This is a genomic window from Streptomyces sp. NBC_01515 (genome assembly GCF_045040345.1).
Classification (GTDB): Bacteria; Actinomycetota; Actinomycetes; order Streptomycetales; family Streptomycetaceae; genus Streptomyces.
Genome location: NZ_CP109416.1, coordinates 8,898,490 through 8,924,262, shown reverse-complemented (window position 1 = coordinate 8,924,262; position 25,773 = coordinate 8,898,490). Strand labels below are relative to the sequence as shown.

Here is a 25,773-nt window from a genome sequence, read left to right as displayed (position 1 = left end):
GGGCACGACCAGCCCCACGTCCCCGCGGACCGCGAACTACGGAGCTGGATCCACCACCTGCGCGGACCCGCCACCCCGCCGCACCGTCTCCGCCGCCGCCAGCCACTTCCCACCCGGCAGCCGCTGCACACCGGTCGCCGCGCCGATCTCCGGATTCAGGGTGAAGGAGTGCCCGATGGCCTCCAGCCGCTTCTTCAAGTCGCTGTTGTAGAGCGCCGGTTCGAGTTCGGTGTTGGCCGCGTTGCGCTGACTGGCGCGCGGTGCGGCGATCGCGTCGACGAGGGGCAGGCCCCGGTCGAGGAACTCGGTGAGGGTCTGCAGCACGGTCGTGATGATGGTCGCGCCACCGGGTGAACCGAGCGCCACGACGGGCTTGTTGTGCTTGTCGAGGACGATCGTCGGCGAGATCGAGGAGCGCGGGCGCTTGCCCGGACCGGGCAGGTTCGGGTCGTGGACGGCCGGGTTGGCCGGGGTGAAGGAGAAGTCGGTCAGCTCGTTGTTGAGCAGGAAACCGCGCCCCGGCACGGTCATCGCGCTGCCGCCGGTCTGCTCGATGGTGAGCGTGTAGGAGACGACGTTGCCCCACTTGTCGGCGACCGTGAGGTGCGTGGTGTTCTCGCCCTCGTACGTCGTCGGCGCGGCCGTTCCCTTGGCGGTGCAGGGCGTCGGGCGGCGCGGGTCGGCGGGCGCCAGCGGGCTGGTGAGGACCGCGCCGTCCTTGATGAGGCAGGCGCGCGAGTCGGCGAACTTCTGCGAGAGGAGTTCCTTCGTCGGTACGTCCTCGAAGGCCGGGTCGCCGACCCAGCGCCCCCGGTCCGCGAACGCGATCCGGCTGGCCTCGATGTAGTGGTGCAGGTACTGGACCTCGCTCGCCTTCGAAAGGTCCGTCTTCTCAAGGATGTTGAGGGCCTCGCCGACGGTCGTGCCGCCGGAGGAGGAGGGCGCGATGGAGTAGACACCGAGTCCGCGGTACGACGTCTTCGTGGGCGCCTGGAGCTTGGCCCGGTACACGGCGAGGTCCTTGGTGGACAGCTTGCCGGGGCGGGCGTTCCAGCCCGAACTCGCATTCACCTTGGGGGTGTTCACCGTGGCGAGGATGTCCTTGCCGAGGTCGCCGTGGTAGATCGCGCCGATCCCCTTCTTGCCCAACTCCTTGTATGTCTTGGCGAGTTCCGGGTTCTTGAAGGTGGAGCCGACGACGGGCAGCGCGCCGCCCGGCAGGAACAGCTTGGCGGTGTCCGGGAAGTAGCGGAAGCGGGTCTCGTTGGACGCCGTCTGGCTGCGGAAGGTGTCGTCGACCGTGAAGCCGCCGCTCGCGATCCGCTCGGCGGGCTTGAGCACCGTACCGAGCTTCTCGTTGCCCCACTGGTCGAGGGCCGTCTGCCAGGTGGCCGCCGTGCCCGGGGTGCCGACGCTGAGGCCGCTGCTGACGGCGTCGTTGAAGGCGAGGGCCTTGCCGTTCTCCACGAAGAGGTTGGAGTCGGCGGTCAGCGGCGCGGTCTCGCGGCCGTCGATGGTGTGCACCGTACGGGACTTGGCGTCGTAGTAGACGAAGTAGCCGCCTCCGCCGATGCCGGAGGAGTAGGGCTCGGTGACGCCGAGCGCGGCGGCGGTGGCGACGGCCGCGTCGACCGCGTTGCCGCCCTTCTTCAGGACCTCGATGCCGGCCGCGGTGGCGTCCGCGTCGACGCTCGCGACCGCGCCGCCGTAGCCGACGGCGACCGGAACCTTCGTCGGTGTGCTGCTCGTTGCGGCCGGTGGGGCCGCTGACCCGACCGACACGACGGCGGCCGAGACCGCCAGGACCGACAGTTTCCGTGCCACAGGGCGACGCATCCGTAACCTCCAGTCGGGACCGTCCGCGCAGCGTAGCCACATTGCCATGACCCCAACAGACCACCTCGCGCCACTGTCACACGAGTGCCACACGTCGAACACCGGTACGTACCAGCCATGCTGGGCCGCTAACATGCGCGCCCATGAATGACGACGTGCGCAACATCGTTCTGGGCGTGGCCGCCGCCGGCATCAGCGCCGCGCTCGGCTGGCTCGCCCGCACCTATCTGTGGAAGCGCAAACTCCGGCGCAAGCAGGCGTTCTTCGGGCTGCCCGACAACTCCGAGTCGCTGCTCGTGGTCAACCGCGAGGCGGGCGGCCCCGAACTCACGGTGATGCGGCACGACGTGTTCGCGCTCCTCGAACTCGCCGCCCTGATCAAGGACTGCAACGCGCACGCCCAGGTCGTCGCGCACGACGCGACCCAGCAGGGCTTCGGCGAACGCACCGAGTTCTGCGTGGGCGGCCCGGCCTCCAACCGCCGGATGGCCGCGCATCTGGCGTCCCTGCTCCCGGGCATCCGCGTCAACGTCGACCCGGAACCGGGTCCGGACCGGGGCGCGTTCCAAATAGGCAGCGAGCGCTACCGACTTGAGCCCGGCAAGGGCGAGTACGTCCTCCTCGCCCGTCTCACCGCCGGCCAACTGGGCGGCGCGCGGCCGGTGTTCCTCTTCTGCGGCCAGCGCGCGATCACCAACCAGGCGGCGTCCCGCTATCTCGCCCGCAACCATGAGAAGTTGGCCCGCAAACACGGCGGCAACACCTTCGTCCTGCTGCTGAAGGTGGTCAACTCGCAGGCGTACGGCCCCGATGTGGTGGAGCTGGTCGCGGACGTCACCCGGGCCGCGGAGACCCCGCTGCCCGCACCGGCTCCACGCAGTTCACACCGGGCCTCCTGAGGTCGCACACACGTCAACAATCTTTACTGGCACGTAACTTACCGGCGGGTTACCTGAGGTAGGGGGTCCCGGTTACCGTCGGGTCACTTTGCATTGACACGTGTGAGGAGTGACCCGTGCGAAACCGTCGCCAGGCCCTGCGTACGACCGCCGCGGGCGCCGTCTCCGCGACCCTGATCGCCGGAGGTGTCCTCGGGCTCGCCCCCGCGGCCCAGGCCGCCACGAACGGCGTCCGCTTCGTCGACATCACCGGCGAGGACGGCACGCGGCTCGCGGCGAACGTCGTCACGCCCGCGGGCGCCGACGGCTCGCACGACTACCCGCTCCTCGTGCTGCCCACGAGCTGGGGATTCCCCCAGGTCCAGTACCTGGTCCAGGCCGAGAAGCTCGCGAACTCCGGCTATGTCGTGGTGAGTTACAACGTACGCGGCTTCTGGCAGTCCGGCGGCGGGATAGAGGTGGCGGGTCCGAAGGACGTGGCCGACGCGTCCACGGTGATCGACTGGGCGCTCGCCAACACCCCGTCCGACGCGGGGCACATCGGCATGGCGGGCGTGTCGTACGGCGCCGGCATCAGTCTCCTCGCGGCCGCACACGACAAGCGGATCAAGGCGGTTGCCTCGCTGAGCGGCTGGGCGGACCTGATCGACTCGATCTACTCGGGCCGCACCGAACACGCCCAGGCGACCGCCCTGCTGGACGGCGTGGGCCTCGTCACCGGCCGCCCGAGCGCGGAGACGAGCCAGGTCTTCAAGGACTTCTTCGCCTCCGACCTGTCCAAGGAACAGGAGTTGATCGACTGGGGGAAGGTGCGTTCGGCTTCGACCTACGTAGATCAGATCAACAAGAACGGCGCGGCGATCATGCTCGCCAACGCCTGGGGCGACACGATCTTCCCGCCCAACCAAATCGCCGATTTCTACGGCAAGTTGAGCGTGCCGAAGCGGCTCGAACTCCGCCCCGGCGACCACGCCACCGCCGAGCTGACCGGACTGTTCGGGCTGCCCAACGACGTGTGGACGGACACCGAGCGCTGGTTCGACCACTACCTCAAGGGCGCGGACAACGGGATCGACCGCGAGCAGCCGGTGGAGCTCAAGTCCCGTACCTCAGGCGGCTACGAGGGCTATCCGGACTGGAAGTCGGTCGGCGCGACGCGGAAGAAGATCGACCTCGCGGGCACGACCACCATCCACACCAACGTCGACTCGGGCGCCGACGGCGGGATCGTCTTCCTGTCCAGCATCCTCGACCAGGTCGCCCAGGTGCCGCCGGTCGCGTACGTCCCGCTGCTCCCGCGCCGGTGGGCCGCCGTATGGCAGTCGGGGAAGTACACGAGTGCCCAACAGGTGCGCGGGACAGTGACGTTGCACACCACGGTCACGGACACCAAGGAGAGCGGCACCCTCGTCGCGTACCTCTACGACGTGGGCCCGCTCGGCCTCGGCAAGCTGGTCAGCAACGCGCCGTACACCTGGCACGGGCAGGAGCCCGGCCAACCGTTCGGTGTGGACCTGGAGTTGTTCTCCACGGCCTACGACGTCCCGGCAGGGCATCATCTGGCCCTGGTCGTCGACACGGTCGACCCGCTCTACATCGAGCACAACCCGACCGGCGCGCAGCTGACCTTCTCCTCGCCCGCGAACGACCCGTCGTACGTGTCGATCCCGCTGCGCGAGCAGTGATCTCCGGCTGCTGCCGGACGGGCAAGTGCCCCTCTACTACTGCACCCGCGGCAGCAGCGTCCCTGGTTCGGCCGGTGCCACGGCCTCGGTCTTGGGACTGCGCTGCTCCCGACGGGACACCCAACCGGCGAACCAGGAGAGCAGCATGCACATCCCGATGTAGATCGGCGAGATCACCATCACCACGGGGATGAACGGCAAATCGTAGTCGAGGTTCGACGCGATCAGCTTCCCGGCATGGAGAAACTCCTCATAGGTGATCAGATAGCCCAGCGAGGTGTCCTTCAGCGCGACCACCAACTGGCTGATGATCGCGGGCAGCATGGCCCGTACGGCCTGCGGCACGAGGACGTACGACATGACGTGGACCTTGCGCATGCCGAGTGCGAACGCGGCTTCCCGCTGGCCGCGTTCGACGCTGTTGACGCCGGAGCGGAAGACCTCGGCGAGCACCGAGCCGTTGTAGAGCGTGAGGCCCGCGACCAGTGCGGGCAGCGGCTGCACCTTGAGCGCCACGAAGATGAAGAAGATCATCACGAGGACGGGCATGGCGCGGAAGAACTCCACGACGAGCGTGGACAGCCAGCGCACGGGCCGGTGGTCCGAGAGGCGCCCCACGGCGAGCAGGGTGCCAAGTGCCAGCGACAGCACGGCCGCGAGCCCGAAGGCCTTGAGCGTGTTGCCGAGGCCGCGCAGCAGCAGTTCCTGAATTCCCTTGTACTCGAAGGGCATCCACTTCGTGTAGGTGAACTGGTCGGTGTCGAACAGGAGATAGAGGATCCAGCCGAGCAGCGCGAGGATGACGACCGTGGACGCGATGCCGTAAAGGCGGTGCCGTTTGCGGGTCTTGGGGCCGGGGACGTCGTAAAGGGCGTTGGCGGTGGTCATCGGGCGACTCCCCACTTCCTCTCCAGCACGTTGAACAGCGCGCTGATGGCGAGGGTGATGATCAGGTAGCCGACGGCGATCCAGACGAACGTCCAGACGATGTTGTAGCCGAGTTCGCTCAACGTCCGGTAGGTGCCGAGGAGTTCGGTGACGCTGAACGCGCCGGCGATCGCCGAGTTCTTGGCGAGGGCGATGAGGGTGGAGCCGACCGGCGGGATCACCGAGCGGAACGCCTGCGGCAAGACGACGAGTCCGAGGCTCTGCCCGAAGGACATGCCGAGGCTGCGGGCCGCCTCCCCCTGGCCCCTGGGCACGGTGTTGATGCCGGAGCGCAGCGCCTCGCAGATGAACGCCGAGGTGTAGCAGCCGAGCGCGAGGACCGCGAACACCTTGAAGGGCAGCACGAGTCCGAAGCGCGGCAGGCCGAGCAGCACCGCGAAGAACAGCAGGGTGAGCGGGGTGTTGCGCAGCACGGTCACCCACACCGTCCCGAAGACCCGCAGCGAGCCGACCGGGGCGACCCGGAAGGAGGCCATGAGGAAGCCGAGGACGAGCGCCAACACCGAGGCGTAGACGGTCAGTTCGACGGTGCCGAGGAAGCCGTCGCCGAAGGTCGAGAAGTTGTCGGTCAGTACGTTCACGTCTGCCTCCCTCAGCTCGCCGGGTAGCGGTCGATCGCGGGCGGGGTGGGCGCGGGCACTCCGGACAGGCCGAGCGTCGCCTCGTACGCCTTCTTCCAGTCGCCGTTCTTCTCACGGGCCTCCAACGCGTCGTCGAGGGCGAACCGCAGGGCGTTGTCGCCGTGCGGGACACCGATGCCGTACGGCTCCTTCGAGAAGGGCTTGCCGACGACCTTGAGCTGGTCGGGGACCTTCGCCGCGTAGCCGATGAGGATCGCGTCGTCGGTGGTGACGGCGGCGACCTGATAGGTGAGCAGGTTGTCGACACAGACCGAGTACGTGTCGTAGGCGACGAGTTGGGCCTTCGGATAGTCGTCCTTGATGCGCTGGTACGGCGTGGAGCCGGCCGCCGAGCAGACGCGTTTGCCGGCGAGGTCCTGCGGGCCGTGGATGTCGTGCTCGTCGGTGCGGACGAGGAGCGACTGGCCGGCCAGGTAGTAGGGGCCGGCGAAGCCGACGAGTTTCTTGCGCATGTCGTTGATGGTGTAGGTGCCGACGTAGTAGTCGATCTGGCCGTTCTGGAGGGCGGTTTCGCGGTTGGCGGAGGCGATCGTGCGGAAGTGGATGGTCTTCGGGGCGAAGCCGAGAGAGGCCGACATCATCCTGGCGATCTCGATGTCGAAGCCGGAGTAGGTGCCCGTCGCGGGGTCCTTCTCGCCGAGGTAGGGCTGGTCCTCCTTGGCGCCGACATTGAAGTAGCCGCGCTTCTTCGCCCGCTTCCAGGTCGGGGAGCCGGGGAGCTGAAAGCCTTGTGCCACTTGGTAGTTGGGGAGTTTCTCGGCGGCCGGGCCCTTGACGGGCGGGCTGCCCTCCTTGCCGCAGGCGCTCGCGCACAGCACGGCGAGCACGGCGACGGCGAGGGACGCACGGGTGGTACGGAACATGGATCGCACTCCCCCGCTCAGTGCTTGAGGATCTTGGACAGGAAGTCCTTGGCCCGGTCGCTGCGCGGGTTGGTGAAGAACTCCTCGGGGGTGCGGTCCTCGACGATGCGGCCGTCGGCCATGAACACGACGCGGTTGGCGGCGGAACGGGCGAAGCCCATCTCGTGGGTGACGACGACCATCGTCATGCCGTCGTGGGCGAGTTGACGCATGACCTCAAGGACCTCGTTGATCATCTCCGGGTCGAGGGCCGAGGTCGGCTCGTCGAAGAGGAGCGCCTTGGGTTCCATGGCGAGGGCGCGGGCGATGGCCACGCGCTGCTGCTGGCCGCCGGAGAGCTGCGCGGGGAACTTGGGCGCCTGGGAGGCGAGTCCCACGCGGTCCAGGAGCTCCAACGACCGCCTGTCGGCGTCCTCGCGCTTGCGCTTGCGGACTTTCACCTGGGCCAGCGAGACGTTCTGCAGGACCGTCTTGTGGGCGAACAGGTTGAAGGACTGGAAGACCATGCCGACTTCGGCGCGGAGCTTCGCGAGGGCCTTGCCCTCCTCGGGCAGCGGCTGCCCGTCGAGCTCGATCGTCCCGGACTCGATGGTCTCCAGCCGGTTGATCGCCCGGCACAGCGTCGACTTTCCCGACCCCGACGGGCCGATGACCACGACCACCTCCCCCTTGCCGACGGTGAGGTTGATGTCCTGCAGGACATGCAGCTCCCCGTAGTACTTGTTGACGTCACGCAGTTCGATCAACGGATCGACGGCCATGCCCAGCCCCACTCACTCTCAGCTGTGTCGTGGTCGCCGCAAACTATCCAGACAAGAGTGGAGTTAAGGCACGACACGCACTTTTCGGGCATTAGCCGTATTTAAGCCCGGCGTTACTCTTCCGCGACCTCGGCGTACAGCTGCGAGAGTTCGGGCGCACCGCTGGCGGCCCACTCGTGTCCGGAGGCCACGACGTCGAACTCCCGCCCGGAGTCGAGCCGTACGACGGGCTGGCCGTTCGGCCAGATCGCCCAGGCGGCGCCCGGCACCGTCCGCACGATCACCGTCCCCAGATACAGACCGGCGTCGTTGCCGAGCCAGGACATGGTCTCCTCGTCGTCCCGCCAGCGGGGCACCAGTTGGTCGAGTGCCTCCAACGAGCCCACGGAGTCGTCGAGTTGGACGCCCTCCCGGGCCGCGTGGGAGCGGAGCAGTTCGCACTCGGACAGCGGTTCGGCGATGCCCTCGGGGTCGTGCACACCGCGCTTCTCGCCCCGGTTGCCCAGGAAAGGGATGTTCATACGCCCAGCGTGTCATTCGTACCGCCGTACGCACCACAGGGCGTCGCCGGTGGCGTGTCAGCGCACCGGCCCGGAGGGGGAAAACCCTTCCGTCGAGGGCGGGTTGGCCGGATGGTGGGCGCGATGTCCGCTTCGTACGGTCGCCGTATGAAGCGGACAGGCAAGTTGATGGTGCTGTCGTCGGTGACCGTCGCCCTGGTGGTGAGCGGTTCGGTGTCCGCGGGTGCCGTGGGGGCGGGGGCCGTTCCGTCCGCGACGGTGCACGGAGCGCCCGATACGGCGCGGGGGCGGCCGGTGTCGGTGGTGCACCTGCGGACGCTGTCCGCGCGGGAGGTGGCCGCCGAGTTGCGCGTCACCGACGGGGTGTGCACGGGCTGGACGCCCCGGGCTCCGGTGCGGCTGTACTACGCCGAGGGCGACGAGCAGGCCGTGAACGGCAACAGCGAGCACTGCCAGGCCTCGTTCCGCGCCCGGGGTGTCGAGGCGCCACTGGTCGACCTCGGCACTCCGGACTACGGCGGCTCCCGCCACCTGGGCTCCCAGCGGGCGGCGACGGCGGCCGTCGTGCGCTGGTTCACCTCCCTGAGCTGAGTGGTGGGCCGGTGCCTCAGGGGTGTCTCGGCGGGTGCCTCGGGTCAGACGTCCAGGTCGACGACCACGGGCGCGTGGTCCGAGGCGCCCTTGCCCTTGCGCTCCTCGCGGTCGACGTAGGAGTCGGTGACGGCCTTCGCGAACGGTTCGTTGCCGTAGACCAGGTCGATGCGCATACCGCGGTTCTTCGGGAAGGCGAGCTGGCGGTAGTCCCAATAGGTGTACGGGTGGTCGTACTTGAGGGGGCGGGGGACCACGTCGGACAGGCCCGCGTCGCGCAGGGCGGTCAGGGCGGCGCGCTCGGCGGGGGTGACGTGGGTGAGGCCCTCGAAGGCGGCCACGTCGAAGACGTCGTCGTCCGTCGGCGCCACGTTGTAGTCGCCGAGCACCGCGAAGGGGCGGCTGCCCTGCGCGTCGTCGGCGACGGCCGCCCTGAGGGCCTCGAACCACTGGAGCTTGTACGCGTAGTGGGGGTGGTCCACCTCGCGGCCGTTCGGCACGTACACCGACCAGACGCGGACCAGGCCGCAGGTCGCCGCGACGGCGCGGGGCTCCTGGACGCCGTCGTAACCGGGGTCCCCGGGAAAGCCCTTGGCCACGTCGTCGAGACCTACGCGGGAGAGCACCGCCACTCCGTTCCACCGCCCGGTCGCGTTGACCGCCGCCTCGTAACCCGCCTCGCGCAGCGCGTCGAACGGGAACTGCGCCTCGGCCAGCTTGGCCTCCTGGAGGCAGAGCACGTCGGTGCCGCTGCTCTCGAGCCAGGCCAGGAGCCTCGGCAGACGGGCGGTGATCGAGTTCACGTTCCAGGTCGCGATGCGCATGCCTCACAACCTACCGGGCGGGTCCGACACTCACAGGTCCGCCGCCTCGCCGGGCGCCAGCCGCAGGTGCTCCGCGCCGCCGAGCGCGCCGATCTGCATGTCGTAGATCGGGCGGGCGAGGTCGGTGAGCAGGGCGTCGTGGATGTCGTAGGCGCGCTGCGGCTTGACCTCGCGGACGTAGTCGATGACCTCGGAGATCTTGCTCCAGGGGGCCATGACCGGGAGCATCAGCGTCTCGACGGTGTGGTCGGGGACGGTGAGGGCGTCGCCGGGGTGGAAGACGCGGCCGCCGTCGACGAGGAAGCCGACGTTGGTGATGCGCGGGATGTCCGGGTGGATCACGGCGTGCAGTTCGCCGTGCACCTGGACGTCGAAGCCCGCCGCCGTGAAGGTGTCGCCGTGTCCGACCGTGTGCACGCGGCCCGGGAACGCGGCGGAGAGCTGGTCCGCGACCGACTTCAGCGTCCAGATCTCGGCGGCCGGGTTGGCCTCCAGGCCGGCCCGTAGCCGGTCCTCGTTGAAGTGGTCGAGGTGCTCGTGGGTGACCAGGATCGCGTCCGCGCCGACCGCGGCGTCCTCCTCGTTGAAGGAGCCCGGGTCGATGACGAGCGACCGGCCGTCCTTCTCCAGGCGGATGCAGGCGTGCGAATTCTTCGTCAGCTTCATGGGTCCATCCTGCCGCGCCGGAACGGCGGACGGGCTGGTGAGGCTGGTGCTTTCGGTGCCCGTCTGAAGATCACTCCGTGGGGTCACTCGGTGGGGTCACTCGGTGGGCGTCGTCTCCTCGCGGATGACCTGCTGGGCGACCTTGAACGCGCTGTTCGCCGCCGGGACCCCGCAGTACACGGCGGCCTGCATCAGCACTTCCTTGATCTCGGCCGGGGTGAGGCCGTTGCGCAGCGCCGCCCGGGTGTGGAAGGCCAGCTCGTCCAGATGGCCGCCCGCGACCAGCGCGGTGAGGGTGACACAGCTGCGCGAGCGCCGGTCGAGGCCGGGCCGGTCCCAGATCTCGCCCCAGGCGTAGCGGGTGATGAAGTCCTGGAAGTCCCCGGAGAACTCGTCGGCCTGCGCCAGCGCCCGGTCGACATGCGCGTCGCCGAGCACTTCTCGGCGGACCTTGATCCCGGCGTCGTAGGGGTCCGGACGGCCCATGGCCTGCGGCGGTGCGGGGGGCGGCGGCGCGATCTCGGCGATGGGCGCGAGCTGCGGCGGCGGGGCGAGGACCGGTTTGACCGGGGTCGCCGCGATGGCGAACTGCCCGGTGGAGTGCTCGTAGGCGGGCTGCCAGGCGGTGGAGAAGTGCCGGACGAGGAGGTCGGTGACGGCGGCGGGCTGTTCGACCGGGACCAGGTGGGAGGCGCCGGGTACGACGGCGAGGCGGGCATCCGGGATGCCGGCGACCAGCGTGCGGGCCTCGGCGGGGCCGGTGACCTGGTCGTCGGAGCCGACGAGGACGAGGGTCGGCACGCCGATGCGGGCGAGTTCGGACCGTACGTCGAACGCGGCCAGCGCCTCGCACGCGGCGATGTAGCAGCCGGGGTCGGTGGTGCGCACCATCTGGACGGCCCACTCGGTGATCGCGGGCTGCGTCGCGGCGAACCCGCTGGTGAACCAGCGTTCGGGCGAGGTGCGGGCGATGGGGTCGAGCCCGTTCGTCCGCACGATCACGCCGCGCTGGCGGAACTCGTCCGCCGTGCCGAAGCGGGGCGAGGCGGCGATCAGCGCCAGCGAGGCCACGCGCTCCGGGTGGCGCAGGACCAGTTCGAGACCGACCGCGCCGCCGAGGGCGCAGCCCGCGTAGCCGAAGCGCTGCACGCCGAGGGCGTCGAGCGTGGCCAGCAGCCGGTCGGCCAGGTCGGCGACCGAGCCCGTCGGGTGCGCGGGCGAGCCGCCGTGGCCCGGCAGGTCGTACCGGAAGACCCGCCACTGCTTCGCCAGTTCGGGCACCTGGCGATCGAACATGTGCCACGTCGTCCCGAGGGACGGGCCCAGGATGAGAACGGGCGCGTCTTCGGGGCCGTCGAAGCGGTACTGCAGTGCGGGGGTCTTCATGTCGCTCACCGCTCCAACGTAACCGCCGTTTCTTACGGTCCGGCTGTGGGGCCCCCGGTCTCCGCACTCGGCTCCCACACATCGGTGGGGAATTCTCACATCGCCTTCACGGGACGGGGGGTGGGAGCGGGAGAGTTGTGGACGGCTGCGAACGGTGACTCCGGTGGGGCTGTGTCGAAGGCCACTCCGGGGTGCTCGGCGGCTCAGAGGTCGCTGGGCGCGCCCAGGCCCGTGAGTGCGCCGACCGGGTCGAGGTCGGGGGTTCCTCTGGGCCACCAGTCCTCGTCGCCCGGTTCCGATTCGTAGGCGTACCACAAGCCGTCGCGGCCCAGGCGGAGTTGGACGTGGCCGTGGGGGTGGGTGAGGTGGTTGTGCCAGGGGCGGAAGGCCGGGAGGTCGGCGGCGAGGAGCAGCGGGCGGGCCCGGTCGAAGCGGCCGGCCGGCGGGTCCCAGGGCTCTTCGAGCACCGCGAGCCCTTCGATGCCGCCCTGCCGCCAGGCGGCGACCGCGCGCGCCAGCTCGCCCGTGGTGCGTCCGGTGGCCTTGGCGAGGGAGGCGTAGAGGGAACGGGTGGTCACGGTCAGCCCCGAACCGGGGCGGGCCGCGGCGAGCCGTACCGCGTCCTGCCACAGCGTCAGGCCGCCCACCGGGTCCCGGCCGGTGCTGAGCAGCGCGTGCGCGCGGGCGGCGGCGTCGGTCGCCAACTGGTCGAGCGCGAAGGGGTCCGGGCCGCCGGGGGACGCCGGGTACACGGGCGGCTGCTCGGGGTGCGGGGGCATGGGCAACGGGGGTGGGAGCGGGGGGAGTCGGCGCTTCCCCTGCTCCGCGAGGACCTCCGTGGCTCTTACGCCGGGGAGGGGAGCCGGTTCCTGTTCCTGGGCGGCGCGGGCTGCACGGGCCGCGTTACGGCGGGACAGGGCGTCGAGCAGGGGGCGTTCGCCCCGGCCGCGGAGCAGGAGCAGGACGAAGGGGTCGGCGTCGAGGAGGCGGGCGGTCTGGTAGCAGAGGGCGGCGGCGTGCTTGCAGGGATGCCCGGAATCAGGGCAACTGCACTGCGGGGCGAGGTCGCCGGGCCCCGGCAGCAACGAAACCCCGCACTCCGCAAGGGACTTGGGCATCTCCTTGTCGAGCAGCGCGGCGATGTGCCCCGGCCGGTCCGCGGCGGCGTCCAGGAACCGCTCCCAGTCGGCGTCGTCCAGCGTCCGCAACCGCACCTGCACGCGGTACGGCCGCGCACGGCTGCCCTGCACATACCCGAGCACGAGCCCCGGCGTCACGGTGATCGCGTCGACGTGCCCCTTCTCCGCGTAATTCCGCCCCCGCAGCAGGCGCTTGGGATCCAGGGCACCTTCTTCCAACGCGGTGACCCATGCGTTGCCCCACCAGGTTTCGGCGAACCGGGAGTTGGCGGCTCCGTCGCCGTCTCCGTCTTTGTCCGCTCCCGAGGGGCGGGGTGAGAAGGCGGGGAAGGTGCGGCGGAGGTCGCTGTCGCGGGAGGGGGAGGCCATGGTGGTGGGGGTTCGGGGGGTGGCAGAGGCTAGGTCGGGGGCGATGAGCGACGAGGGTGACAGGGGTTGGGGTTCGGTCCGGTCGGGTGTGCGGGTGGACGTTTCAGGTACGCGGGCAGAGATCCCGGCCGCGTGGGCGGACGTCGGGGTGAACGCCTCGGAGTGTGAACTCCCGGGTGTCGCCCGGTCGTTGTCCGGTACGGCCTCCTCGGCAGCCGGCGTCACATCGTCCGCCTCCGTCACATCGGCCGGCAACCGAAAGGCCCCGGCGAGAAAGTCCCGCAGGTCACGGGCCCCCGCCTCACCAGCGCCGCTACGCACACCCCTGCGCCCCTCGGAACCGGCGCCCGCACGGGACACTGGCCGGGACACGGGCTCCACTCCCCTGGCCCCGACATCCTCACGAGCCTTCCGCGCCGCACCACGGGCCACCCGCAACGCCTCACGCGCGGCATCCGCGGGCCGCGTCGAACCGCGGTCCGCGACGGTCGCCGGTTCCTGAACGGTCTCTGAGTCCTGAAGGGTGGTCGAGTTCGGAAGGCCGGCCGACTCGTCCCCCGTTGCGTCCCCGGACCGCCCTGCTTCACCGGTTTCACCAACTCCCGCGTCCGGAACGGCCACCCCGGACCGCACCGGGTCTCGCAGCCGGTCCGCTGTTCCTTCTCCGGCGCTGCCTCCCGGGCTGCTCGCTCCCGCGTCCTGGGCCGAACCGTCACCCGACGCGTGGGCGTCTTCCCCCGAGGTGCCAACAGCGCGCCGCTCAGCGACGGCCCGTCGCAGCGCCGCGCGTGCCGCGTCCCCCGGCCGGGCCTGGGGCTCGGACGCCTTGTCAACTGCCGTACGGTCCGCGCCCGGTGCGTGAGGAGACCCAGGTGTGCGAGAAGACTCCGGGGGCCAGGCGACTTCCGCGTCCACCCCTTGGCCCCCGCATTCACGGGCCGCCTGCAACGCCCGCCGTACTACGTCCGCGGGGCGCTCCTCCACCGCCAAGTGCCGCTGCGCGTCCGGCATTTCATCCGCCGAGCCCTGCGACGCCTCGGCTGCCGGGTCCCGCTTCGGCTCAGCTGTTTCGCCCGGCAGGCCCCGCAGCCTCTCCGCCGTCAAATGCCGCTCCACCTCGGGCGTTTCATCCGCCGACCCTGCGGACGCCTGGCCCCGTGCCCCCTTCACCGCCAAACCCCGCAGCACCTCGGCCATGTCTTCCGCGAGGCCCCGCGGCCCCTCCACCGCCAAGTGCGGCTCCGCCTCCGGCGTTTCATCCGCCGAGCCCTGCGACGCCTCCCCCGCCGAGCGCACCCGCACCCCCGCCGCGTCGTCCACCGAGCCCCGCGGCACCTCCGGCGCTCCTCCCGCCGACGCCACGTCCGACCCCCGCTCGTCCTCCACCTCCGGCGTCACCTCGGCCCCCTCCGCGGCCTCAGCCCCCCGACGACGCTCCTCGGCACCGTGAACCGCCCCCTCGGCCCGCCCCGCACCCCCCGTCACTCCGACCTCCGCAACGACACAAGGTCCGACAGGTCCCGATCCGACAACTCGGTCAACGACGACTCCCCGGAGCCGAGGATCGCGTCTGCCAACGCCCGCTTGGATTCGAGCATTTCGGCGATGCGGTCCTCCACCGTGCCCTCGGTGATGAGGCGGTGGACCTGGACGGGCTGGGTCTGGCCGATGCGGTAGGCGCGGTCGGTGGCCTGTTCTTCTACGGCCGGGTTCCACCAGCGGTCGAAGTGGACGACGTGGCCCGCGCGGGTGAGGTTCAGGCCGGTGCCCGCTGCCTTCAGGGAGAGGATCAGGACCGGGGTCGCGCCCGCCTGGAAGCGGTCCACCATGCGCTCCCGTTCCGGGACCGGTGTGCCGCCGTGGAGCAGTTCGACCGGGATCGCGCGGGCCGACAGGTGGGCGGTGATCAGGCGGGCCATGCCTACGTACTGCGTGAAGACGATCGCGGAGCCGTCCTCGGACAGCAGCGTGTCCAACAGCTCGTCCAGCAGGGTGAGTTTGCCGGAGCGGGCGGTGAGGCGGTCACCGGTGGCCTGGGCTGCCGCGTGGTCCTCCTTCAGGTACAGCGCCGGGTGGTCGCAGATCTGTTTGAGGGAGGTGAGGAGCTTCAGGACCAGGCCGCGGCGGGCGATGCCCTCCGTCGTCTCGATGGCCAGCATCGACTCCCGTACCACCGCCTCGTACAGCGAGGCCTGTTCGCGGGTGAGCGGGACCGGGTGGTCCGTCTCCGTCTTGGGCGGCAGTTCGGGGACGATGCCCGGGTCGGACTTCTTGCGGCGCAGCAGGAACGGGCGGACCAGGCGGGCGAGCCGGGCCACCGCCTCCTCGTCCTCGCCGTTCTCCACCGCACGCGCGTGCCGGGCCCGGAAGGACTTCAGGGGACCGAGGAGTCCGGGGGTCGTCCAGTCCAGCAGGGCCCAGAGTTCGGAGAGGTTGTTCTCCACGGGGGTGCCGGTCAGCGCCACGCGCGCGGGGGTCGGGATCGTGCGCAGGGCCTTCGCGGTCGCCGAGTACGGGTTCTTGACGTGCTGGGCCTCGTCCGCGACGACCATGCCCCACTGCTGCTGGGCGAGAGTAGGTGCCGCCGAGCGCATCGTGCCGTACGTCGTGAGGACGAAACCGCCGGTCAGGTCCTCCAGGGTGCGGTCCGCGCCGTGGAAGCGGCGGACGGGGACTCCGGGGGCGAAGCGGGTGATCTCCCGCTGCCAGTTGCCCAGGAGGGAGGCGGGGCAGACCACCAGGGTGGGGGCGCGGTGGGCTCGGCGCAGGTGCAGGGCGATGAGGGTGATCGTCTTGCCCAGGCCCATGTCGTCGGCCAGGCAGCCGCCCAGGCCGAGGGAGGTCATGAGGTCGAGCCAGGCCAGGCCCCGGAGTTGGTAGTCCCGGAGGGTCGCGTCCAGGCCCTGAGGTGGCTCGGCGGGGTGGATGCCTGCCGTCAAGCGGTCACGCAGGGTCGCCAACGCTCCCACCGGGACCGCCTCCACCCGCTCGCCGTCGACCTCCGCGGTGCCGGTGAGCGCGACGGACAGCGCGTCCACCGGGTCCAGCAGGCCCAGTTCGCGCTTGCGGGCCTTGCGGACGAGGGCCGGGTCGACCAGGACCCACTGGTCCCGGAGGCGTACGACCGGACGGTGGGCCTCGGCCAGCATGTCCATCTCGGCCTCGGTGAGCGGGTCGCCGCCGAGCGCCAACTGCCAGCGGAACTGGAGGAGTTCCTCGCTCTCGAAGAAGCCGGTGCCGTCCGTGGCGGAGCCCGGCGCCGACCGGACCACGGCCGCTGCCGTCAGGTCCTGTGCCAGGTCCCGGGGCCAGTGGACGGCGACCCCGGCCGCCGCGAGCCGGGTGGCCGCCACGCCGAGCAGGTCGCCCAACTCCTCCTCGGACAGGGCGAGTACGTCAGGCACGTCCAACTCGGAGAGACGGTCCAGCGGGGGCCAGACACGCGCGGCCCGCCGTACCGCCAGCGCGGCGTCCACGCGCGCGCGGGGGCCGAAGGCGGTGTCGGCCGCGCCCGCCCACAGGGCTGCCGCGTCGACCACGAGGGTCGGGTCGGCGAGGCTGTGCACCTGGACGATCGCCGCGCCCGCGCTGCGCACCCGTCCGCCGTCGTCGAACAGGTCGTACGCCGACAGGTCCAGGCGGAGCGAGATCCGCACGCCCGCGTCCATGCCGGCGGCGACCTCCGCCGCCCAGTCCTGGGCATCGCGCAGGCGCTGGGGCGCGCGGGCCGCGAAAGGCATCCCGGAGGTGTAGGGCGCGGCCGGGGTGCGGGGCAGGGTGTCCGCGACCGCGTCCAGGAAGGACCGCATCAGCGCTTCCGGCTCGGGCAACCGCAGCGGGCCAGGGCCGGGCAGCGGGACCGCGTGACCCTCGTACGGAAGGGCCGCCGCCACCGCGCGGACGTGCGCGACGTCCTCCGGCTCCAGGGGGCCCGCGCGCCACGCGTCGTGGCCGGTGGCGGTGAGGCCGGGGAGCAGTCGGCCGCGCGCCGCGAGCCGTAGCGCGTGCAGGGCGGCGGCGCCCCAGCAGGCCGTGGCGGGATGGGCGGCCGGGTCACGGCGGGCACGCACGAGCAGCGGCAGGGCCGCCTCGATCGGCAGGGTCAGTGCGGGGGCGGACCTGCGGCGGACTGCGGTGCCCTGTCGTCGTACGACGGTCAACTCGGTCTGTTCCACGCCCACTTCCGCTTCAGGGAGTGCGCGCTCGCCGTCGGGGTCCCAGAAGGCGATGCGGCCCTCGCGCGGGACGACGGCGGACGGCAGGAAGACCGCGGCCAGCCGTACGGAGATCTGCTCCGTCGATGCCGTGTCCGTCATACGTCCTGTCACCTCCCGCCCGTCAGTCGTGTCAGCTGTCTTCGACTCTACGGGCGGGGTCTGACAATCGGCCCCGGCGACCGGCCGGGGCCACCTGCTAGGGAACCGTGCGGGCGACGACGTAGACCATGGGGAGCTTGGGGTCGGACAGGTTCACCACGATGTCCTGGGTGGGGGCCGGGTCCTTCTGTTTGTTGACGACGCCCCACCAGGGGCCGGGGCGGGTGAACTTCCAGCCGGTGATCTTCTGGTCGCGGGCGCTGATGGTGATGTCGTTCTTCTTCAGCGTGTCCCGGTCGACGCCTACGCCGGCGAGGAAGGTGTCCAGGCCGGCGTCGCTGGTCTGGAACTGGACGTAGAGGCGGCTGGTCTTCCAGTTGTTGGTCTCGTAGAAGGCGACCTCTTCGGCCGGGTGCGGGACCGGTACCTGGTAGAGGCGCCGCTGCACCTTGGAGGGCCAGCCCACGGTGAGCCCGGTCGCCGAGTACTTGTCCTCTTTGTCCTTGCCGCTGTTGCGGCTCTGGTTGGCGGAGATCGCCAGATAGCCGGCCGGTACGCCGATGAGCAGCACGATGATGAGCAGGGTGATCGCTCGGCGGCGGGCCTTGTGGCGGGGGTCCTCGGGTGGTCGGGGCGGCTCGTCCCGGGGCATGGCCTGGCGGGGCAGCGATGCGGTCATGCCGTGTCCTGGCTGCCGCGCCGGAACTCCGCGAACCGCTCGTAGCGCTCGTACCGCTCGACCCGGCGGCGCTTGGCGCGGCGGAATCGGCGGGCGACCAGCCGGGCGAGGTCGGCGGCGCCGACCATGCCGGCCTCGGGGCCGAGCTGGGCGCGCACTATGCGGGCCTCGGGGCGGTAGCCGCGGCCGGTGAGCTGCCGCTTGAACGCGTCCCGCGCGGGGCCGATCAGCAGGTCGTCGGCGGCCGAGACACCGCCGCCGATCACGAAGCAGGACGGGTCGAGGGCGGCGGCGAGGTTGGCGATGCCGACGCCGAGCCACTGGCCGATGTCCTGGAGCAGCTCGATGCACATCGCGTCGCCCTCGCGGGCCAGCTCGGTGATCATCGGCCCGGTGATGTCCCCGATGTTGCCCTTGACGTGCTCGATGATCCCGTACGCCACCGGGGAGTCGGCCGCGGCCAGCTCGCGCGCTTCCCTGACCAGCGCGTTGCCCGAGCTGTACTGCTCCCAGCAGCCGCGGTTGCCGCATGCGCAGCGGTGGCCGCCGGGGACGACCTGCATATGGCCGAACTCGCCGGCGACGCCGTACTTGCCGCGCTTGACCTGGCCGTCCTCCAGGATCGCGCCGCCGATGCCGGTGCCGAGCGTGATCATGACCAGGTGGTCCTCGCCGCGGCCCGCGCCGAAGCGCCACTCGGCCCAGGCGGCGGTGTTCGCGTCGTTGTCCACCAGGACCGGCACGGAGAGCCTGCTCGTGATGCGGTCCCTGAGGGGCTCGTTGCGCCACGACAGGTGGGGGGCGAACAGGACGCGGTTGCGCTCGGCGTCGACCCAGCCGGCCGCGCCGATGCCGACCGCGTGCACGTCGTGGCGGTCGGACAGGTCCAGGACCAGTTCGACGATGGTGTCCTCGACGACCTTGGGGCTCTTGGACTTGTCCGGGGTCTCCGTGCGGAGCTTCTCCAGGATGTTGCCGTCGGCGTCCACGACGCCCGCCATGACCTTGGTGCCGCCGATGTCGATGCCGACGGTGGGCACGCGGGGGGCCGTGAGGTGCGACCTCCGCTCGCGGGTGCCGACCGTCCTCAGTGCGGGGGCACGCCGGGAGCCTATAGGGGCGCTGAAGTTGCCGTAGGTGCTCATCAAGGCCCGATTCTGCCTCACCGTGACCGGGGGTGCTGTGCGGGGGCGTGAAGGGGGGTGCGGATCGTTGTCTGGTGCGGGTGCATCGCGGCTGGTCGCGCAGTTCCCCGCGCCCCTGACCTCGTTGCGGCCCCCTGCGTAAATCGTCCGGCGCACTTCGATCAGGAAGCACGCCAGCCCGGTTTATTTGTACGGACATTACGACGAATAAGGCGGGCGAACCTGCGCACTCAGGGACGTACCAGGAGCTGGAACTCGAACGAATAGCGCGTCGGCCGATAGGTGTGGCTGCCGAATTCCACCGCTCGGCCGGTGTCGTCGAATGTCGTGCGCTGCATGGTGAGGAGCGGGGCGCCCTCGGACTCGGCCAGGCGTTCGGCCTCCTCCTCCGTGGCACCGCGGGCGCCGATGGACTGGCGGGCGCTGTGCAGGGTGATTCCGGCGGTGCGCATCATGCGGTACAGGCCGGTGGCCTCCAGCTGCGCGGTGTCCAGGTCGAGGAGACCGAGCGGCAGGTGGTTGGACAGGTGGGCCATCGGCTCGCCGTGCGCGAGGCGCAGCCGGTCGATGCGGTGTACGTCACTGTCCTCGGCCACGCCGAGTGCGGCCGCGACCTCGGCGGACGCCGTGACGATGCTGTTGACGAGGACCTTCGTGGCGGGGCGCTGTCCGGCCGCCTCCAGGTCGTCGAAGAGGCTGCTGAGTTCCAGCGGGCGTTTGACCTGACTGTGCACGACCTGCGTGCCGACGCCCCGGCGGCGCACCAGGAGGCCCTTGTCGACCAGTGACTGGATGGCCTGGCGGACCGTGGGCCGGGACAGGCCGAGCCGGGCCGCCAGTTCGATCTCGTTGCCCAGCAGGCTGCCGGGGGTGAGCGAGCCGTGTTCGATCGCGGCCTCCAGCTGTTGGGACAGCTGGAAGTACAACGGCACCGGGCTGCTCCGGTCCACGCTGAGCTCAAGCGGCACGGTCGGGTCCACATCTGGTTTCGGCACGGGCCCGAGCGTAGCTGTGTGAATGGTTGACGGGAAGTGATGTAGTTCGATTGTCCGGACATACGCATTGACAGCGTGGCTGGTCGGCCCTCAGTTTGTTCACATGCGCATCGGAGTCATCGGTACGGGCCGCATCGGGACCATCCATGCCAGGACGCTCAGCCGTCATCGCGAGGTCGGTTCGCTGATCCTCACGGACGTGGACCCGGCAAGGGCCCAGGAGCTGGCGAACCGGCTGGGGGAAACGGCGGCACCGAGTACGGAGGAGATCTTCAAGTGGGGCGTGGACGCCGTGGTGATCACTACGGCGACATCGGCGCACGCCGAATTAATCGGGAGAGCGGCACGGTCCGGGCTCCCGGTGTTCTGCGAGAAGCCCATCGCCCTGGACCTGCCGGGCTCGTTGCAGGCGATCGCCGAGGTCGAGACAGCCGGAACGGTCCTGCAGATGGGGTTCCAGCGCCGGTTCGACGCGGGTTACACGGGCGCCCGGGAAGCGGTGCGCTCGGGGCGGCTGGGACGGCTGCACACGGTCCGCGCGATGACCTCCGACCAGACGCCTCCCCCGGCCGCCTACCTGCCGATCTCCGGCGGGCTGTACCGCGACACCCTGATCCACGACTTCGACATGCTGCGCTGGGTGACCGGGCACGAGGTCGTCGACGTGTACGCGACCGGTTCGGACGCCGGTCCCGCGATGTTCCGCGAGGCCCGTGACATCGACACGGCCGCGGCGGTCCTCACCCTGGACGACGGCACGCTCGCCACGACGACGGCCGCGCGCCTGAACGGGGCGGGCTACGACGTCCGCATGGAACTCGCCGGGGAGCTGGACCAAGTCGTCGTCGGCCTCGACGACCGCACGCCGATCGCTTCCACCGAGCCGACCGGTCCCCCGGCCGCGACCAAGCCGTGGACCGGCTTCCTGGAGCGCTTCGGGCCCGCCTACGAGGCCGAGTTGATCGCCTTCGTGGAGGTCGTCGTCGGCCAGCGCACCAACCCGTGCGACGGCCGCGAGGCATTGCAGGCGCTGCGCATCGCCGAGGCCTGCGAAGTGTCCAGACGCGAACACAGACCCGTCCGCCTCGCGGAGATCGCGGGCGCCTTCCCCTACAGCTGAGCAGTCGTGCCGTGGACGGCGATCCGTCCTCGCTCCCTTTCAGGGGGCGCTCAGGACGTACGGACCGCCAGCACCGTCCCCTGGGCGACCGCGCAGAGGGACTCCGTGCCGTCGTCGGCTACCGCGAGGACGTCGCAACGGACCACGGCCTGGCGGCGGCCGGCCTGCACGACCTCCGCGTGGGCGCGCAGGATGCGGCCGGTGGCCGGGCGGACGTACTGGATGGAGAGGCCGCCGGTGAGGACCGCGGGGCCCAGTGCCGTGCCGCCGGCGAAAGTGAGCGCGTTGTCGGCGGCGTAGGCGAGGACTCCGCCGTGCACGAACCCGTTCTGCTGCTGGAGGTCCTCCCTGATGTCGATCTCCAGCGTGGCGACGCCGTCCCCGAAGGCACTCAGCCGCGCGCCGATCAGCCTGCTGAAGGGCTGACTGTCCAGCGCCTTCCGAGCCATGGTCAGGTCGAACTCGGCGAACTCGGCGCTTGCGGTCACGAGGGCGGTCCTCCTACAGGATCCATGACTTTTACGGCGGTTACGGCTGCCGCGACTTCAACGACCGCTGCGGCTACGGCAGTTGCTGCCGAGGTTGCTGTTGCTACGGCCTTCAGGGCTCCGCCGTCGCTACGGCCGCCCCGTGCAGCCGTTCTACCAGCGCACCGGCAGGGCGCGCATCCCGCGCATCAGCATGCCAGGGAGCCAGTCGCCGGGTGGGCCGTCCAGGGTGAGGGCGGGGGCGCGCTCCAGCAGGGCGCGTATCGCCGTGCGGGCTTCGAGGCGGGCCAAGGGGGCGCCGAGGCAGTAGTGGATGCCGTGGCCGAAGGCGAGGTGGCCGCGGGGGTCGCGGCGGATGTCGAAGCGGTCCGGGGCAGGGAAACGGTGCCCGTCGCGGTCGGCGGCGGTCAGGCCGACCATGACCGGGTCACCCCGCTCCACCAAGGTGCCGGCGATCTCCAGGGGCTCCGCGGCGAACCGGAACGTGCCGTTCTCCACCGGGCCCTCGTAGCGCAGCATCTCCTCGACCGCGCCGTCGAGGAGGGTCATGTCGGCGCGCAGGGCGGCGAGTTGGTCGGGGTGGGTGAGCAGGGCGTGGATGCCGCTGGTGAGGAGGTTGACGGTCGTTTCGTGGCCGGCGATGAGCAGGATGAAGGCCATGCCCCGCAGTTCCTGCGGGGAGAGCCGGTCGCCGCCCTCGGCGGTGGTGCGGATCAGGTCGCTGAGCAGGTCGCCGCTGGGCCCGGCGCGGCGCTTGTCCTCGATCAGGTCGCCGAGGTATTCGGCGAGCCGTACGAACGCGTCGTACTCGGTGCCCGAACTGCTGGGCGCGACCGCCTCCGTGGAGAGTTTGCGGAACTCCGCGCGGTCCATCTCGGGCACACCCAGAAGCTCGCTGATCACGGTGATCGGCAGCGGATAGGAGAGCGCCTCGACGAGGTCGGCGCGGCCGGACGGCAGCATGGCGTCGAGCAGGTCGTCGGTGATCCGCTGGACGCGCGGGCGCAGCTCCTCGACCCGGCGCATCGTGAACGTGCGGCTGATCAGCCCGCGCAGGCGGGTGTGGTCCGGCGGGTCGGTGGTCAGCAGGTATCTGCCGATCAGCTCCTCGTCGAGGAACGTCACCCCGATCTTGCCGCCGTCCTTGGCCAGTCGCGGGTCGGCCAGCGCGGCACGCGCCTCCTCGTACCCCACGATCAGCCAGGTCACGTGGTGCGCGTCCGGCGCCGGCAGCCGTACGCGGTGTACCGGGCCCGACGTCCGCAGCATGGCGTACACCGGGTGCGGGTCCCGCCGGAACGCCTCGCCGAACTCCCCCAGATCGATCACTTCGGTCATGCCTGCCCCCTCCTGGTCGATCCCCCGAGGTCTCCCAGTGCAGTGGGAACGGACGGCGGCAGCGACTAGTGCCCGCTCTCCCCGTCCTCTTCGAGCAGACCCGCGTCGTAAGCCAACAGGGCGATCTGCACACGGTTGTTGAGGTCCAGCTTGGCCAGGATGCGCGAGACGTGGGTCTTCACGGTGGCGACGCTCATGAAGAGGCCGGTGGCGATCTCGGCGTTGGCGAGGCCCTGGCCGACGGCCACGGCGACCTCGCGTTCGCGGTCCCCCAGGGCGGCGACGCGTTCACGCGCGCGTGCCCGACGGGTGTCCGTGGCGGTGCCCGCCGCGTGCTCCATCAACTGGCGGGTGACCGCGGGCGACAGGACGGGATCGCCGGCCGCGACCCGGCGTACCGCGTCGAGGATCTCGGCGGGCGGGGTGTCCTTGAGGACGAAGCCGGCGGCGCCCGCGCGGAGGGCCCGTAGCACCTGTTCGTCGGCGTGGAAGGTGGTGAGGACGACGATCTGGGGCGCGTCGCCGCGGGCGCGCAACCGCTCCGTCGCCGTCAGCCCGTCGACCGACGGCATACGGATGTCCATCAGGACGACGTCCGGGTGGACGCGGTCGACGAGTTCCTCGACCTCGCTGCCGTCCGCGGCCTCCCCGACGATCTCGATGTCGGCGGCGCCGCCCATCATGAAGGACAACCCGGCCCGCACCAGCGGGTCGTCGTCGACAAGGAGCAGTCTGATCGCAGTCATGGGGCTACGTAACCATGGCGACGCGGCGGGTGGTGGCGGGGTCCGCGGTGCCGGGCGGGGTGCCCAGGGAGGCGTGCGCGCAGCGGCTACCGCGGCGGCGCGAGCGGGTTGATCCTCGGGGAGCGGCTCCGGGGCGGCGGGACGGCAGTACGACCGGTGCTCCACGACAGCGTCCCGGACACCCTGACCCAGCCGCTGTTCTACGCCAACACGTCGGCGGAGTCGGCCAGTCGGTCGGAGTCCGCGTGGGCGGCGCAGGAGCGGACCGGGCTGCACGGCGCGCACTCCCTCACCGCGCTCCCTCACCCCGCGCCCCCTGAGCGACCTCCATCCTCCTTGCCCAGAACGGGAGTTACCCGTGGTGCCGAACGAGCCTCACCCCCACGGCAGCCACGCCCGCACCCGGAACCCCCCGCCCTCCTCCGGCCCGTGCTCCAACCGTCCCCCCGCCAGCGTCGCCCGCTCGGTCAGCCCGATCAACCCCTGGCCGGAACCGGGGACATGGGGCACCTCACCCTCCGGGGGCGGGTTGCGTACGGCGATCACCAGGCCGTCGCCCGGGGTGCCGGTGACCGTCACCGTGACCTCTGTGCCCGGGGCGTGTTTGCGGGCGTTGGTGAGGGCCTCCTGGGCGATGCGGTAGGCGGTGCGGCCGACCGAGGCGGGGACCGCGGCGGGGTCGGTGACCCGGTTGGCGAGGGTGACCTTCATGCCGGCCTCGCGGGACTCGGTGACCAGCGCGTCCAGGGCGCCGAGCGTGGGCTGGGGGCGGCCCGTGTCGTCGGGCTCGCCCGCGCGCAGGACGCCGATGATCTCCCGCAGGTCCTGGAGGGCCTCGTGGGCGCTCTCGCGGATGACACCGGCAGCCCGCGCGACCTCCTCGCGGGGCGCGTCAGGGCGGAACTCCAGCGCGCCCGCGTGCACGCTCAGCAGGGTCAGCCGGTGCGCGAGCACGTCGTGCATCTCGCGCGCGATGGCCTCGCGGGCGAGCCGCTGGGCCTGCTCGGCGCGCAGTTCCGCCTCCGTCTCGGCGCGCCGGGCGCGGTCGCGCAGGCTCAGCATGAGCTGCCGCTTGGAACGGACGAACATGCCCCAGCCGATGACGGTGAGGGTGAGCAGCTCGGTGAACACGACCGCGCCGGCGTACGGCAGATCGGGGTCCGGCCGCAGCCAGAAGAACAGCGGGGCCAGGGCGAGTTGGATGCCGCCGACCCAGGCGACGTAGCGGAAGGGGCGGTGCACGGCGAAGGTGAACACGGCGACCATGGCGGCGCCGCCCGCCGTGTTCGACACGAAGCCGACGGGGATCATCGTGACCGCGAGACCGACCGGCCAGCGGCGGCGCAGCCACACCGCGCCGCAGGCGAGGACCCCGAAGAACTGGTCCACGACGGCGAGGGAGTGCGGGGTCGCGCTGTCGCTGTCGAGGGTCTGCGCGGCGGCGAGTCCGATGCCCACGGCCAGCAGGAAGCAGCAGGTGTCGACGACCCAGTCGCGTGCGGTGCGGCGGGACCGTCCGCGCCGTTCGACGTCGGGGTCGAGTTCGTCGGCCACGGCCGACGGCAGCAGCCATCGGCGCCCCGCGAACGCCTGCGGTACCTTCGCGGTCCTGTCACCTGTCACGGTCGACAAATCTATGCGGGTCCGGGCCGGGTCACCCACCCTGTGCGGGGGAACGGCGACCAAAGTCGCGCGACCAGAGACTTTCGGCGGACACACCTCGCCCCGCACCCTTCGGACGGGCGGTTCAGGGACAGGGTTCCCGGCCCGTGCGCAGACCGTGTGGAGACGGCGCGCGCCAGGTTAACTCCCTGAAA

23 protein-coding genes are annotated in these 25,773 nt (G+C 71.0%); 5 read left to right on the top strand and 18 right to left on the bottom strand.

The features are described 5' to 3' along the window. Positions 1–36 precede the first annotated feature (36 nt). On the bottom strand, positions 37–1,836 hold the full coding sequence (gene ggt, locus OG407_RS39920; RefSeq protein WP_405864924.1) for a gamma-glutamyltransferase: 1,800 nt from the start codon (positions 1,834–1,836) through the stop codon (positions 37–39). A gap of 143 nt (positions 1,837–1,979) precedes the next feature. Here ggt and OG407_RS39915 point away from each other — a divergent pair, with 143 nt between their 5' ends. Together OG407_RS39915 and OG407_RS39910 are read left to right on the top strand one after the other, a co-directional pair. Beyond that, complete coding sequence (locus OG407_RS39915; protein WP_405864922.1) at positions 1,980–2,735, top strand: hypothetical protein; 756 nt, start codon at positions 1,980–1,982, stop codon at positions 2,733–2,735. Positions 2,736–2,851: 116 nt separating this feature from the next. After that, complete coding sequence (locus tag OG407_RS39910) at positions 2,852–4,420, top strand: CocE/NonD family hydrolase (protein ID WP_405864920.1); 1,569 nt, start codon at positions 2,852–2,854, stop codon at positions 4,418–4,420. Between the two features lie 36 nt (positions 4,421–4,456). Here OG407_RS39910 and OG407_RS39905 read toward each other — a convergent pair whose 3' ends face one another. From OG407_RS39905 to OG407_RS39885, 5 genes are all read right to left on the bottom strand, one after another. Then, positions 4,457–5,308: an amino acid ABC transporter permease gene (locus OG407_RS39905; protein WP_405864918.1), complete on the bottom strand. Its 852-nt coding sequence runs from the start codon at positions 5,306–5,308 to the stop codon at positions 4,457–4,459. Continuing rightward, complete coding sequence (locus OG407_RS39900; RefSeq protein ID WP_366311762.1) at positions 5,305–5,949, bottom strand: amino acid ABC transporter permease; 645 nt, start codon at positions 5,947–5,949, stop codon at positions 5,305–5,307. The genes OG407_RS39905 and OG407_RS39900 overlap by 4 nt, the downstream gene beginning before the upstream one ends. Before the next feature lie 11 nt (positions 5,950–5,960). Further along, the gene (locus tag OG407_RS39895) at positions 5,961–6,872 is read right to left on the bottom strand and encodes a glutamate ABC transporter substrate-binding protein (RefSeq protein ID WP_405864916.1); all 912 of its coding nucleotides are present in this window, start codon (positions 6,870–6,872) and stop codon (positions 5,961–5,963) included. A 17-nt stretch (positions 6,873–6,889) separates the two neighbouring features. After that, a complete protein-coding gene (locus OG407_RS39890; protein ID WP_403602819.1) occupies positions 6,890–7,633 on the bottom strand; it encodes an amino acid ABC transporter ATP-binding protein in 744 nt (247 codons plus the stop codon). Positions 7,634–7,746: 113 nt separating this feature from the next. Beyond that, a complete protein-coding gene (locus tag OG407_RS39885) occupies positions 7,747–8,154 on the bottom strand; it encodes a DUF6278 family protein (RefSeq protein WP_403602821.1) in 408 nt (135 codons plus the stop codon). A 147-nt stretch (positions 8,155–8,301) separates the two neighbouring features. Here OG407_RS39885 and OG407_RS39880 point away from each other — a divergent pair, with 147 nt between their 5' ends. Then, a complete protein-coding gene (locus tag OG407_RS39880; protein WP_405864913.1) occupies positions 8,302–8,745 on the top strand; it encodes a hypothetical protein in 444 nt (147 codons plus the stop codon). 44 nt (positions 8,746–8,789) lie between these two features. On the opposite strand, the gene OG407_RS39875 is transcribed toward OG407_RS39880, so the two are convergent. The 4 genes from OG407_RS39875 to OG407_RS39860 form a co-directional block, all read right to left on the bottom strand. Next, positions 8,790–9,569, bottom strand: coding sequence for an exodeoxyribonuclease III (locus OG407_RS39875; RefSeq protein ID WP_405864911.1), 780 nt, complete (start codon positions 9,567–9,569; stop codon positions 8,790–8,792). A 30-nt stretch (positions 9,570–9,599) separates the two neighbouring features. After that, positions 9,600–10,235 carry an MBL fold metallo-hydrolase gene (locus tag OG407_RS39870; protein WP_403602826.1) on the bottom strand — a complete coding sequence of 212 codons (636 nt, stop codon included), beginning with the start codon at positions 10,233–10,235 and terminating at the stop codon, positions 9,600–9,602. Between the two features lie 96 nt (positions 10,236–10,331). After that, positions 10,332–11,621 (bottom strand): 4-carboxymuconolactone decarboxylase, encoded by a 1,290-nt coding sequence (gene pcaC, locus OG407_RS39865; protein ID WP_405868851.1) that lies wholly within the window; start codon positions 11,619–11,621, stop codon positions 10,332–10,334. Between the two features lie 203 nt (positions 11,622–11,824). Further along, complete coding sequence (locus tag OG407_RS39860) at positions 11,825–13,450, bottom strand: SWIM zinc finger family protein (protein ID WP_405864909.1); 1,626 nt, start codon at positions 13,448–13,450, stop codon at positions 11,825–11,827. A gap of 874 nt (positions 13,451–14,324) precedes the next feature. Between OG407_RS39860 and OG407_RS39855 the strand changes: the two genes are divergently transcribed. Further along, entirely contained in the window at positions 14,325–14,579 is a 255-nt protein-coding gene (locus OG407_RS39855) for a hypothetical protein (protein ID WP_405864907.1), read from the top strand. A 31-nt stretch (positions 14,580–14,610) separates the two neighbouring features. Here the strand turns inward: OG407_RS39855 and OG407_RS39850 are convergent, their stop codons facing one another. The 4 genes from OG407_RS39850 to OG407_RS39835 form a co-directional block, all read right to left on the bottom strand. Then, positions 14,611–17,445, bottom strand: a complete 2,835-nt coding sequence (locus tag OG407_RS39850; RefSeq protein ID WP_405864905.1) for a DEAD/DEAH box helicase — start codon at positions 17,443–17,445, stop codon at positions 14,611–14,613. A gap of 97 nt (positions 17,446–17,542) precedes the next feature. Then, positions 17,543–18,124: a sugar kinase gene (locus OG407_RS39845; RefSeq protein ID WP_405864903.1), complete on the bottom strand. Its 582-nt coding sequence runs from the start codon at positions 18,122–18,124 to the stop codon at positions 17,543–17,545. Continuing rightward, entirely contained in the window at positions 18,121–19,269 is a 1,149-nt protein-coding gene (locus tag OG407_RS39840) for an ROK family glucokinase (protein WP_266774003.1), read from the bottom strand. The genes OG407_RS39845 and OG407_RS39840 overlap by 4 nt, the downstream gene beginning before the upstream one ends. Positions 19,270–19,499: 230 nt before the next feature. After that, positions 19,500–20,237 carry a GntR family transcriptional regulator gene (locus OG407_RS39835; RefSeq protein ID WP_405868849.1) on the bottom strand — a complete coding sequence of 246 codons (738 nt, stop codon included), beginning with the start codon at positions 20,235–20,237 and terminating at the stop codon, positions 19,500–19,502. Positions 20,238–20,367: 130 nt separating this feature from the next. Between OG407_RS39835 and OG407_RS39830 the strand changes: the two genes are divergently transcribed. Further along, complete coding sequence (locus OG407_RS39830) at positions 20,368–21,384, top strand: Gfo/Idh/MocA family oxidoreductase (RefSeq protein ID WP_403602831.1); 1,017 nt, start codon at positions 20,368–20,370, stop codon at positions 21,382–21,384. 50 nt (positions 21,385–21,434) lie between these two features. Here OG407_RS39830 and OG407_RS39825 read toward each other — a convergent pair whose 3' ends face one another. From OG407_RS39825 to OG407_RS39810, 4 genes are all read right to left on the bottom strand, one after another. Further along, positions 21,435–21,833 (bottom strand): PaaI family thioesterase, encoded by a 399-nt coding sequence (locus tag OG407_RS39825; RefSeq protein WP_405868847.1) that lies wholly within the window; start codon positions 21,831–21,833, stop codon positions 21,435–21,437. A 192-nt stretch (positions 21,834–22,025) separates the two neighbouring features. Then, a complete protein-coding gene (locus tag OG407_RS39820; RefSeq protein WP_405864900.1) occupies positions 22,026–23,210 on the bottom strand; it encodes a cytochrome P450 in 1,185 nt (394 codons plus the stop codon). 65 nt (positions 23,211–23,275) lie between these two features. Beyond that, positions 23,276–23,956, bottom strand: a complete 681-nt coding sequence (locus OG407_RS39815; RefSeq protein ID WP_200688765.1) for a response regulator transcription factor — start codon at positions 23,954–23,956, stop codon at positions 23,276–23,278. Positions 23,957–24,331: 375 nt separating this feature from the next. Next, on the bottom strand, positions 24,332–25,588 hold the full coding sequence (locus OG407_RS39810; RefSeq protein ID WP_405864898.1) for a sensor histidine kinase: 1,257 nt from the start codon (positions 25,586–25,588) through the stop codon (positions 24,332–24,334). Between the last annotated feature and the right edge of the window lie 185 nt (positions 25,589–25,773).